The sequence below is a fragment of the Vibrio sp. 704 genome, assembly GCF_033339295.1.
Genome location: NZ_JAWOUH010000002.1, coordinates 315,979 through 328,216 on the forward strand (window position 1 = coordinate 315,979; position 12,238 = coordinate 328,216).

Here is a 12,238-nt window from a genome sequence, read left to right on the forward strand (position 1 = left end):
CTTCATTTGTCATTTCACTTTTTGAGAAACAGCTATACTCAATAGATGGCTTAGTTATTATATTAACAATAAGGTAATTAGCTTATGTGTAAATGTGGTTCAATGCAGATCGTACAACTCAAACCAAGTTGGGCTGACAAGCTATTTGGCTACTCAGAAAGATGGAAATGCCAACTTTGTTGTAAGATCTACCGCATCTAAAATTAAAAATAGAATCTTAGTTTTTCTAAGAAAAAGCAGTGGCCCGACAATGATTGTCGGGTTTTGTTTTTCTGAACATTCATTTTTTGTCCCTTCTCCACAAGACTACTCATCACGGCAAAACCTAGCATCTTAATGTGACTTAGGTATAGAATCAGGCCCACTTATTCTTTCCGATATTCATATATAACTGGTCACTATGAACAAAAGTTTGCTAACGAATGTCCTCGCTATCGCTTTGATGGCTGGAGGTCATCAATTACAAAACGACTATCTTTGGTATGCAGGGCTGTTTGCGTTCTCAGGCGCCATCACCAACTGGCTTGCCATCCATATGCTGTTTGAGAAAGTGCCTGGATTATACGGTTCTGGCGTGATCCCCGCGCGATTTGAAGAGTTTAAACTGGCTATCAAAAACCTGATGATGGAACAGTTTTTTACTGAAGCGAACATTGACCGATTCTTGAATAAAGAAATGGCGGGCGGTGTGAACATCGATCTTCAACCAGTAATTGAGAAAGTAGATTTAAATCCAGCATTTGATTCCCTAGTGGAAGTAATTGAAGGCTCTCAGTTTGGTGGCATGCTAGCGATGTTTGGCGGCTCGGAAGCGCTACAACCCATGCGCCAACCTTTCGTCGAAAAGATGCAAGAATCCATCATTGAGTTGAGCAAGAGCGATAACATCAAAGAAGCACTGAAAGAGCAATTCGAATCTCCTGCAATGATGGATGAGATAAAGCAGAACATTGAAGGTATCATCGATCAACGTTTAAGCGAATTAACACCGGCATTAGTTAAAGAAATGGTGCAAAAGATGATCAAAGAACACCTTGGCTGGCTAGTCGTTTGGGGCGGTGTTTTTGGTGGTTTAATTGGCGTTATCAGTACCTTTATCGGGGCATAATCGCTCACCGATTTATTAAAAAAGGAGCTTCGGCTCCTTTTTTAATCGAGAAAAAGTAATATACCAAACCACGCTAAATAAGGAGGCTCAACACATGCCTCGCCTAACCAAGGAGCTCGGGATTAACACCAAATCCCGTTTTATGTTCTTCTATGACCACTTCACTACGAGTTTGAATCACGCCCGGAAGCGTGCCTAACTTACTCGACATAAACTCCTGATACGCTTTCATGCTCTTAACACGAACTTTTATCATGGTATCGAAATCTCCAGAGAGCGAGTAGCACTCTTCAATTTCAGGCATCAATTCCACCGCTTTCGCAAACTTTTCAAAAATAGAAAAACTGGTTTGGTCTAAACGAATATGGATGAATACTTGCACATCCAGCCCCAACTTTTCCGCATTCAACTCTGCATGGTAACCATTGATATACCCTTCTTTTTCTAGCCGCTTTACACGGTCAGAACATGGAGAAGTCGTTAAGTTAATCAGCTTTGCTAGTTCTACAACCGGAATTCTGCCTCTCGAATGAAGCACTCTCAAAATATGTAAATCAATCCGGTCCAATTGATAACTCATTAACCCACTTCCTTGTAACCACTTAGAAAGCATCACATTAATCGTTGCTCAAACAATTGCAAACCATCAAATGCACAGCATGTGAAATTCAGCAGAGAATAACCAGAAAACAACGAAGGAGGGAAAGAGCTATGATTATTGCCGCTCACTTAGTAACCGTGATATGAAGAGAAAAAGCAACCTAGCGGCTCCCGCGGAGTCGCAAATTTGAAAGCGCATGACACGCCTGTATAGATATGTCGTTCGGGCAACGCCGCCCTATTTAGCCATTAATCATGGCTATCACTCAGAGTTAGAGTGCGGCCGATGTATGCCGTGCAGGATGTGGAACAACCTCTCCAATTGCACGATGATTACAACAACGGCAGTAGTATTGAGGCTCCATCTCGTAATAATGTTCACCTGATACAAATTTCGCCATCAGCTGTGTAAAACTCACCATTTTGCCTGTTAACGAGTCAACAGACTGAGGCTCGCAACGCTTCATAATCACTTTATGTTGCGTTGATTTTCTACAAGCTGCGCAATATATATCCGGCATTTCTCTTCTCCCTACTTTTTCGTCCTACTGACAATTGACATATTTTGTTCAAAATAATTCCACAATTAAAAAGCTCCTTTAATTTTTTGTGCCCTATCTTCAAAAAATTGAACGAAAGTATCAAAAAACTGAGACATTGGTCAGACCTCAACTTTTGTACCATCAATATGAGCAAACGTGCTTATGTGTGTAATAATACGACACATTACACATAAGCAATTGTTCGGGCTTATTATTTAGTAAGGCGCATGACAACTTTACAGCTGGCTAGATCGAGCTTTCGAGACGCCTTGTTATCTCGATTTACCCCGCAAACCAGTTGCTAGCAGCTATAGCCGTCTCATCAAGGAAGAAATGCATGACGATACAACCGATTCTCACTACCGAAAGACTCGTCCTCCGGCCATTCAATATCGATGACTGCCAACAAGTGGCTTTACTCGCTGGAGATAAGCGAATTGCCGACATGACAGCAAACATCCCTCATCCTTATGAGCGACCGATGGCGCAAGCATGGATAGATAGGCACGATCCGATGTATCAGCAGCATCAAGGCGTGGCGTACGCTATTACCTTGCGAAACACTGGGGAGTTACTTGGTGCAGTGAGTTTACCGCGTATCGAAGAGGGCTACGGTACATTAGGCTACTGGGTTGGCGTGCCACATTGGGGGAAAGGCTATGCATTCGAGGCCTCCAAAGCCTTACTCGAATTTGCTCGAATGCACTTTGAGTTAAACGGAATAACCGTGATGCATTTGGTGGACAATCAGCGTTCTAAATCGGTGATCCAAAAACTAAATATCCCTTACATCGGTGACAAAACATTGCGCATGCAAGGCAAAGAACGAAAGGTTTGTGTCTACCAACTCACGTTCGTCGCTTCTGAATAAAGTCGAGGAATATGTCGGATGATCATCCATGAAACTTCACAAAATCTGCCCAAGAACAACCCTTTCTTGCTAGGAACTGTATTGTTGTCGCTGTTCTATTTTTCCTACCTAGCAGACAAGATCGTCGAGTTTGGACTCGTAGCACTCACAATAATAGGATTGAAACTGCTCTCAACGTACTTCACGCGCCGCGCGTTCAATCCTAAAACGCTAGATATCGATGCAAGCACCAACACCTTGAAGTACCGCCAGGGCTCAACGGTTTACTTCCGTCTACCTCTTGATGACATTGTCAAAGTCCAAATACAGAAAGAGTTCTTCTCTAGCAAAAGTTTGATGCTCTACACAGTCAACGACGCTTACCAAGTGCCGAATTCAGACAATTTCGATTCTCTGCAGTTAAAAGATTTAATGAAACAACTTGAAAAGAGGCTTGATGATCAACGTCGTTAAAGCAAAAAGAGAGGATATTCCAGAAGTTTCCAATTTGGTCTCTAAATAGAAAGACAAAAAAGCCAGCAATTACGCTGGCTTTTCTCTGTGTTAGTCTTGTGCGACTTTCACGCGAATTTTGCTTTTTTCTACGTTCGTCAAATTCAGTGCTTCAAGAGCAGAAATGGCTTCTGCTTCGTCCGGCATGATGACAAAACCGAAGCCTTTCGACAAACCCGTGTCTTGATCAAGCACTAGCGAACACAGTTCTACTTTGCCGTACGCTGAGAATAATTTGCGGATATCTTGCTCGGTCATGTGACGAGCCAAGTTTCTTACTAAAAGTTTCATAATGAACCTAGTTGGTTTGATAACGGTTCGATTCTCTCAGTTTCTCTCTGGCAAACCAAGTGAATAATATGACGGCGTTGACTAGATCATTCTAAGTACATCTGTTTAAATGATTTTCCGTTCATTTTTCACCCATAGGAGAGTCGGCATGGAAACGAAACGTCTCAAACTCATCCCTGCTTGTTTAGAACGAGCCGAAGAGGCGCATCAAGCTGTCGTTCGCAGCCAAAAGACTCTCGAAGTCTATCTGCCGTGGGTGCCTCATGTGCTGACATTAGAAGCGATGATAGAAGGGACAGAGAAAGCCATCGCAAACTTTGAAAACTTCGAAGAAGAGCTGCGTTACTACATCATTGAAAAGGAAAGCGATCGCTTACTGGGTGCGGTCGGCTTGATGATTCGAGATCCCGACGTACCATCCTTTGAGATAGGTTATTGGTTAGATAATGCTGCCGTTGGCAATGGTTATGTTGCCGAGGCTGTGCTCGAAGTTGAGCGCTATGCGTTTGATGACTTGGGCGCCAAGAGAATCGCAATTCATGCTGATAGCACCAACCAAAAGAGCCGGGCTGTAGCCGAGCGCTGTGGTTATGAGTTCGAAGGAGAGCTCAGAAACGAACGTCTGACTACATCGGGAGAGCTGAGTAACACCGTTATTTACGCCAAAATTCATCGCGACTAACACTCCAATCTAACCGAGCAATGCTAAGCTCTGATCTCAAGCTACCGCCATTAACGTTAATTAAGTTTCAGATAAAACAAAGCCCGCTAAAATAGCGGGCTTTGTGTTCATATACGGGAAGTTACTAGTCTAGTTCAACCAGTTTTTTCTCGAACGACTGGTGTTGGTCTAACACGTCTTGCGCAGCACCACCCGTTGCTTTACTTACCACAATGATGGCAAGCGTAGAGAAGATGATGCCCGGTACGATTTCGTACACATCAAACCAACCGCCAGTTAGCTGCTTCCAAACTACGATAGTGATACCACCAACAAGAATACCTGCTAACGCGCCGTTACGGTTCATACCGCTCCAGTAAAGGCTAAGTACAACCGCAGGACCAAATGCCGCACCAAAACCAGCCCAAGCGTAAGATACAAGACCGAGTACTGAGCTATCAGGCGTCATCGCTAGGAATAGCGCAACAAGCGAAATAACGATAACACCGATACGACCAATCATTACGATTTCTTCAGAAGACGCTTCTGGCTTGAATACTTGCTTGTAGAAATCTTCTGCAAGCGCTGAAGATGAAACAAGGAGCTGTGAGTCAGCGGTACTCATTACCGCCGCTAGGATTGCTGCTAACAACATACCCGCAACGACAGGGTGGAATACTGCGTTAACCAATAGCATGAAGATCTTCTCACCGTCCTCTAGTTGAGTACCCGGATGACCCGTAACCCAAACCAGACCAACAAGACCAACAAGCATTGCACCGACCATAGATAGTGCCGTCCAAATCACTGCGATACGACGTGCAGTCGTTAGATCTTTGTTTGAACGAGACGCTTTAAAACGCGCTAGGATGTGTGGCTGACCAAAGTAACCAAGGCCCCACGCCGCTAGAGAGATAATGGCAATCGCAGACAATGGTTCGCCTTTCGCGTCATTCCATAGCGTTGCAAGTTCTGGGTTGATGTCATGTAGATCAGAACTTAGCTGACCTAAACCACCGTCCATTACCGCTATAGGAACAATCATTAGCGCAGCCGCCATTAGCAGACCTTGCACTAAGTCAGTCCAAGATACCGCTAGGAAACCACCGAATAGTGTGTAAGAAACGACACACACCGTACCGATGATAACAGCGTAGGTGTAATCTAGACCGAATACCGTCTCAAACAGTTTGCCCCCTGCGACCAAACCTGAGCTGGTGTAGAAAAGGAAAAATAGAAGAATGAAAAACGCAGAGATTGTCTGAATCAGTTTCGACTTATCGTTGAAGCGACGTGACAGGAACTCTGGCAACGTTAGCGCGTCAGTTTGGATACTGTAGGTACGGAGGCGTTTTGCACTGATGAGCCAGTTTGCCCATGTACCAAGAAGTAGACCGCCGGCTAACCAGAAGGCCTCGATACCCGCAGCGTACGCATAGCCAGGCAAACCTAGCAGCAACCAACCACTCATGTCTGAAGCACCTGCAGATAATGCAGCAGGCCACGGACCTAGGCTACGGCCACCTAGGAAGTAGTCAGATGAATTGGAAGTCCTCTTATACGCGTAAACGCCAATAGCAACCATAATCAGTAAATACGCCACAAAAGTGGACGTGATAGCAAAGCTATTTTCTATCATTAGATAGTCCTCGTTATAATTATTTCCTTCCTTGCCTGCCCTGATATTTTACCGTCTCAGCAATACATCAGAGTATAAAAAACCAATCTGGACCGGCTCTCAGTCCAGTTACTCCAGATTGGCATTACAAGTCAGGTTAGTGAGTTTCGTTCCCCAACTCGAGTAGAGTTGCGTTACCACCCACCGCGGTAATATTTATCGTTCGAGTGCGCTCAGTAATGAAGCGCAACGAGAGATGAGGATCATGAGCCAATTTCGGTGACTCTAAATCCGTTTCAGAAACTAAGCCGACGATTGCACCGTCACGCTTAGCTAGTTGAAGATTGAGCGCATGCTCAACCTGTGAACGCCCAACATAACCCACACTACGTACATCGCTCTCAAGCAACGGGGCAGACGCATCGTACGCAACAACCTGGACTAAGTTAGATGGGAAGTTTGCCAACGCTACAGCTTGCTTAACCAGTTGGTTTAGCTCTGCATTGTCACTGCAAACGACCACACTGTTGCCTGCAATTAAGGCACAGGTGATCATCGCAAAAGCACTGTATAACGCATTATCAGCAGGCTCGATGTTGTTTTCACAAATCACCAAAGCCACACCGCGTCCTGCGGCATACAGTTCGTTAGTTTCCCCTGTAGGGCCAACTAACTGGTGAGTTTCTGCAAGAAGAGCTGATGCTTGTTGCAAGTGGTAAGAAACCACTTTGGCAACGGTAGACTGCTGCCCTTCTAGTGCAGATTTAAATGCCAGAACATGCTCGCATTTGTAATCAAAATCAGTCAGATTCCACTGCTCCCACGCAGAGAATGCATCTTTAAAATAGGTGATCTGATGAACCATAATGCGACTCCTTATGCGTTTTCTGCTTGAGCAAGAAGATGTTGAGTAAAGCGGAATAGGTAGTGTGGACCACCAGCTTTCGGGCCAGTACCCGACAAGCCTTGACCACCAAACGGCTGTACACCAACCACAGCGCCAACTTGGTCTCGGTTGATGTAGCAGTTACCTACTCGAGCATGTTTCTCAATCCAACGGTACGTGGTTTCGTTACGGCTATGGATGCCCATCGTCAAGCCAAAACCCGTTTTGTTGATCTGCGCAACCACGTTCGGTAATTCAGACGCTTTAAAGCGAATAATGTGCAAGATTGGACCAAATTGTTCTTCTTTCAGCACATCGATGCCCGAGATTTCAAACGCACTTGGTGAGACAAAGTCACCATGCTGGCACGATTCATCCAGCTGTAGCTGAGCGACTTTAGTCTGTGTTTTGCTCATTTGCTCAAGGTGAGCGAGGAGTTTTTGTTTTGCATTGCTGTCGATAACCGGACCAACATCTGTTTTGTGTAGGTAAGGTAAACCAACATGCAGTTCATTCATCGCACCCTGAATCAGGTTGATCATACGGTCTGCTACATCTTCTTGTACAAATAGAACACGAAGGGCAGAACAACGCTGACCAGCAGATGCAAACGCCGAACGAATCACATCACGCACCACCTGCTCTGGCAATGCAGTACTGTCCACAATCATTGCGTTTTGGCCACCTGTTTCCGCAATAAACGGAACTGGTTTCGCGCTGCGCTCCGCGAGCGTGACGTTAATGCGTTGCGCCGTTGCCGTTGAGCCAGTGAATGCCACACCAACAATAGCATCATGAGAAGTCAGTGCATGACCGATCTCAGCGCCGCGACCAGTAAGTAACTGAATCACACCTGCAGGGAAGCCAGCATCCAGCATTAGTTCAATAGCGCGAGCGGCAATTAAGCTTGTTTGCTCAGCAGGTTTTGCAACCACTGTGTTACCCGCAATCAGTGCTGCCGTCACCTGACCAAGGAAGATAGCCAACGGGAAGTTCCAAGGGCTGATACACACAAACACACCAAGACCTTCACGGCTAGAAATGCGTTTCACACCGTCAAAGCCTTCTAGCTCAAATGGCTGTAGGTTTTGCGCTTGTTTCGCGTAATAACGACAGAAATCCACTGCTTCACGAACTTCATCAATACTATCGTGAATCGTTTTACCCGCTTCTTTGTGACAAATCGCCACCAGCTCAGCCAGATTTTCTTCCATTAAGTCAGCAAGCTTTTCTAAACAAGCCGCTTTTTGCTCAACAGGAACACCTTTCCAATCAGAGAAAGCACTTTGCGCCGCATCAATTGCAGCGGAAACGTGATCAAGAGTTGCAAATGCCACTTTGCCGACTTCAATTCGGCGATCGTATGGTGCGGTGATGATCTCAGCCGCATTTTCCTTGATCATGCTTTCGGCAAAGCGTTCACCATTGATCATCGGGCCTGCAACCCACTGGTTGTCCATGAAGCTTTCGACCTGAGCTTCAAATGGCTTCGCTTCACTGTCGATGTCAATGTTGACGCCATATGAGTTCTTACGCTCAGGGAAAATATCGGCAGGCAATGGAATTTTGTCGTTGTGTAGCGTGTCAAAACCCGTCAACACATCCACAGGGTGATGGGTCAACTCATAAATCGGACAACGCGCATCAACTAGACGGTGTACAAACGAGCTGTTCGCACCATTTTCAAGCAGACGACGAACCAAGTACGGAAGAAGATCAGCATGGCTACCGACAGGAGCATAAATACGTACTGGCTGACCGTACATTTTCATAACATGGTTATACAGTGAATCACCCATACCATGCAGGCGCTGGAACTCGTATTCTTTGTGCTCCGCCATGACAGCAATTGCCGTAACTGTGTGAGCATTGTGGCTTGCAAATTGTGGGTAGATATTACCGCGAACACCTTCGCTAAGTAGGAAACGAGCACAAGCTAGGTATGCAACGTCCGTCGCTTCTTTGCGAGTGTATACTGGGTAATTTGCATAACCCGCTTGTTGAGACCACTTGATTTCGCTGTCCCAGTACGCGCCTTTAACCAAACGCAGAGGAATAACGTCACCTTGCTCTTTTGCGAGTGCATTTAGCCACACCAAGACTGGTAGCGCACGTTTTGAGTAGGCTTGAATAACCAAACCAAACTTGCCCCAACCTTTCACAAGATCGCTACGGTACACTTTCTCAAATAGCTTCAGAGAAAGCTCAAGGCGATCCGCTTCTTCTGCATCGATTGTGATTGCAACGTCGACTTCAATTGCACGTTTCAATAGCTGCATTAGTGAGTCATACAACTCTGTCATTACACGTTCTTCATTTGCGACTTCGTAGCGCGGGTGTAATGCAGAAAGCTTGATGGAAATCGAAGGCGCAGGGCTGGTGTCGTTACCGTAAGTCTCGCGACCCACCGCTTCGATCGCCATTAGGTAATCTTTGAAGTACTTGTTCGCGTCCGCTGTAGTTAACGCCGCCTCACCTAACATATCAAATGAGTAGGTGAAACCTTTGTCGCGCATTGGACGACCGTTCTTTTGCGCTTCTTCGATCGTACGACCACGAACAAACTGGTGACCCATGATCTTCATTGCCTGATACATGGCTTTACGAATCACAGGCTCAGAGAATTTATTTACCAGACGGTTTACAGCCTGACCTGGGCTCTGGGTGCCTTGCTCACCAAGACCAACCACTTTACCTGTTAGCATGAGGCCCCATGTTGATGCGTTAACAAACACAGAGTCAGAGTTTTTCAGGTGAGATTTCCAGTCTGCGACACTCAACTTATCTTTAATCAAAGAATCTGCTGTCGCGGCATCTGGGATGCGCATTAATGCTTCTGCAAGACACATCAGCAAGATACCTTCTTGAGTATCTAAGCTGTATTCCAGCAATAAAGCATCAATCATCTGGATTGACTTCTTATCGGCACGAATGGCTTCGATAAGGTGGGTCGTTTGGGTAGTGATCGCCGATTTTTCATCCTCTGTCGGCGTCGCTAGTGGCAATAGTTGCTCTAGCCATTGAGACTCGTCCACCATATATAATGGCGAGATCAGTGACCACAACTTATCAAGCGGCTGCCCGATAAATTCCGGTGTCAACACGTTCGTAGCTGTAAACATGTGTGTTCCTCAATCTCACTCCTCGAAAACCGCTTCGAGGATTATCAATGGCTGGCAGTGTATTTTGAGGCCGATAAGAATACTTGTCAAAAACTACGACATTTTTGCCAAAAACTCGCTTTTATAACAAAACATCCACATAGTCACATTCAAATAGGTAATATTTTGTGTTGTAAATTTTAATTTTTTCATTGCATTCACAACAAAATATCAAGAATATCAATAAGATTTTTGTGAAGAGCTCGTTCTAAGAGAAAATGTAGGATCAAGTGGCATATCAGCCACTGCAAAGAACAGAGAATTTAAAAAAACGAGAGATAGGTCACGTGAATAAAACATAAAAAAACCATGCATAGTGCATGGCTTTATTCTAATTGATGATTATTTGACCTAAAAAACGCATTGTTATCCAACTTGTTTTTTATAACGGGAAGGTGATATTCCCTGTAAGCGAGTAAAAGTATGAGTAAAAGTACTCTGGCTTGAGAAGCCAGTAAACTCGGCAATTTGCCCTAAAGAAAGGTGCCCTTGCTCGATTAATTCACGAGCCATGTCGATTCGCTTTCCGAGAACATATTGATGAGGTGTAATCCCCATCTGCTCTTTAAACAAGCAATGGAACTGACTTTCCCCAAGAAACACTCGCCCGGCCAATTGAGCCACACTAATCTTATGACTCAGGTGCTGCTCAATGTAACGATCAATCGCCTCCAAATCAAAGCGCGACTCTTTTCGACTGGTCTCAAATGCCGAGATATGGCGCTGCATTAACGCAATCACAGTGTCGTTACACGCACGACTTAACAGCAGGTCATCCGGATGGTTTCGCATTTCCTGAACCAACATCTGTATCAGCTTCTGAATTTGACTATCTAACTGGAAGTAGACATGGTCTCTCTCCAGGTTATTGATTTTTTGAAGCATTTCGGGATCATCATTTGTCGGTTTGGGCATATTCAGCACCAAAATATCCGATTGATTGATGACGCCACCGAAAGCATGATCAGAGCATGCGGTGACCACACAACCTTGACCAGGGCCGACAAGATTACCTCGCCCGCGCACTTCAAATTCGGCTTGCCCTTTTAAACCAATCACGATCTGCGTATAAGAATGATCGTGGCAATCCATATAAGACGGAAGTGTGATCAGCTCCGCCGGCTTTGGCAGCATAATCTCTTGATATGAAAGGATTTTTTGGTTATCTGAGTCACTCATTTTAAACAGTCGTCTTTACACGGTCAGCTTACGTCTTCGCATCATATACCTTCTTTGTTGGGTTGCAACTTTTACCCAACTCAATCGACAAGATCAAATCAGCATGATCAAGTTCATTTACATGATCATAGTTCCGGAACGATGATCATGCGAGGTTAATTTACGGTCAGTGAGCAACCAATTTTATTAACAAAAACGGATAGATAGGCAACACCTTACGTATACATAACCAATCAATGTAAAGATCCTTATTACCGAACAATCTGTTATTTTGTAAAACACCGTGCTCCATATTAGATAAGTCGTCCCTGAAACGGATCGAAACCCACTCTTAAGCTCAACATAGAGGGATTTCCCCCCTTACTAATATGCCTCTGATTCAATACATTAGTTATCGAGCTTTAAGATGCATACGATCTAAAGCTCTCGGTATCTCATTGATACCTCTAACTTACTTAGCAGACCCTCGCTAGGTAATTTAGAACCTCTTCTACACGTCGACAAGATTATATCTTGTGTTGCCAGCCCGTCTTCAGGCTGGCTTTTTTTTCGCTTCTCAACAATGAAAACAATGGCATAAGCTGATATCATAGCTTTTGTCTCACTGTCCCTCTCATATGCTTAGGTGCTGCTCTTTCGCTCACAAGTGATATGAACGTCAACCACATTACAACTGAGTTGTAGGAAGCATGATCAAGGACGATACGAGTTGTAAGCCGAACATTAGGCGGACATCCGTGAGCGCACATATCTGTAATGAAACAGACCATTTTCCCAATTAAACTCTTCGTTCCATTTCGTCGTTGTCTATGACTACCTGACGAAAACA

The 12,238-nt window shown here is 44.8% G+C and carries 11 protein-coding genes; 4 read left to right on the top strand and 7 right to left on the bottom strand.

Going from position 1 to position 12,238, the window contains the following annotated elements; genetic code table 11:
- Nucleotides 1-400 precede the first annotated feature (400 nt).
- The gene (locus R7R24_RS05295; protein WP_005374596.1) at nucleotides 401-1,108 is read left to right on the top strand and encodes a DUF445 domain-containing protein; all 708 of its coding nucleotides are present in this window, start codon (nucleotides 401-403) and stop codon (nucleotides 1,106-1,108) included.
- Nucleotides 1,109-1,211: 103 nt separating this feature from the next.
- Here R7R24_RS05295 and R7R24_RS05300 read toward each other — a convergent pair whose 3' ends face one another.
- The gene (locus tag R7R24_RS05300; RefSeq protein WP_005374595.1) at nucleotides 1,212-1,688 is read right to left on the bottom strand and encodes an Lrp/AsnC family transcriptional regulator; all 477 of its coding nucleotides are present in this window, start codon (nucleotides 1,686-1,688) and stop codon (nucleotides 1,212-1,214) included.
- 292 nt (nucleotides 1,689-1,980) lie between these two features.
- Nucleotides 1,981-2,229, bottom strand: a complete 249-nt coding sequence (locus R7R24_RS05305; protein ID WP_081007959.1) for a hypothetical protein — start codon at nucleotides 2,227-2,229, stop codon at nucleotides 1,981-1,983.
- A gap of 358 nt (nucleotides 2,230-2,587) precedes the next feature.
- Between R7R24_RS05305 and R7R24_RS05310 the strand changes: the two genes are divergently transcribed.
- Nucleotides 2,588-3,121, top strand: coding sequence for a GNAT family N-acetyltransferase (locus R7R24_RS05310; RefSeq protein WP_085569453.1), 534 nt, complete (start codon nucleotides 2,588-2,590; stop codon nucleotides 3,119-3,121).
- Between the two features lie 18 nt (nucleotides 3,122-3,139).
- Nucleotides 3,140-3,574 carry a hypothetical protein gene (locus R7R24_RS05315; protein WP_130545662.1) on the top strand — a complete coding sequence of 145 codons (435 nt, stop codon included), beginning with the start codon at nucleotides 3,140-3,142 and terminating at the stop codon, nucleotides 3,572-3,574.
- A gap of 90 nt (nucleotides 3,575-3,664) precedes the next feature.
- On the opposite strand, the gene R7R24_RS05320 is transcribed toward R7R24_RS05315, so the two are convergent.
- Nucleotides 3,665-3,904: an RNA recognition motif domain-containing protein gene (locus R7R24_RS05320; RefSeq protein ID WP_005374587.1), complete on the bottom strand. Its 240-nt coding sequence runs from the start codon at nucleotides 3,902-3,904 to the stop codon at nucleotides 3,665-3,667.
- A 148-nt stretch (nucleotides 3,905-4,052) separates the two neighbouring features.
- On the opposite strand from R7R24_RS05320, the gene R7R24_RS05325 reads away from it, so the two are divergent.
- The gene (locus tag R7R24_RS05325; protein ID WP_167415803.1) at nucleotides 4,053-4,586 is read left to right on the top strand and encodes a GNAT family N-acetyltransferase; all 534 of its coding nucleotides are present in this window, start codon (nucleotides 4,053-4,055) and stop codon (nucleotides 4,584-4,586) included.
- Between the two features lie 124 nt (nucleotides 4,587-4,710).
- On the opposite strand, the gene putP is transcribed toward R7R24_RS05325, so the two are convergent.
- The 4 genes from putP to R7R24_RS05345 form a co-directional block, all read right to left on the bottom strand.
- The gene (gene putP, locus R7R24_RS05330; RefSeq protein WP_005374582.1) at nucleotides 4,711-6,204 is read right to left on the bottom strand and encodes a sodium/proline symporter PutP; all 1,494 of its coding nucleotides are present in this window, start codon (nucleotides 6,202-6,204) and stop codon (nucleotides 4,711-4,713) included.
- A gap of 136 nt (nucleotides 6,205-6,340) precedes the next feature.
- Entirely contained in the window at nucleotides 6,341-7,048 is a 708-nt protein-coding gene (locus R7R24_RS05335) for a 1-pyrroline-5-carboxylate dehydrogenase (protein WP_005383557.1), read from the bottom strand.
- A gap of 11 nt (nucleotides 7,049-7,059) precedes the next feature.
- Nucleotides 7,060-10,191: a bifunctional proline dehydrogenase/L-glutamate gamma-semialdehyde dehydrogenase PutA gene (gene putA / locus R7R24_RS05340; RefSeq protein ID WP_318119458.1), complete on the bottom strand. Its 3,132-nt coding sequence runs from the start codon at nucleotides 10,189-10,191 to the stop codon at nucleotides 7,060-7,062.
- Between the two features lie 405 nt (nucleotides 10,192-10,596).
- A complete protein-coding gene (locus tag R7R24_RS05345; protein ID WP_025768702.1) occupies nucleotides 10,597-11,409 on the bottom strand; it encodes an AraC family transcriptional regulator in 813 nt (270 codons plus the stop codon).
- Between the last annotated feature and the right edge of the window lie 829 nt (nucleotides 11,410-12,238).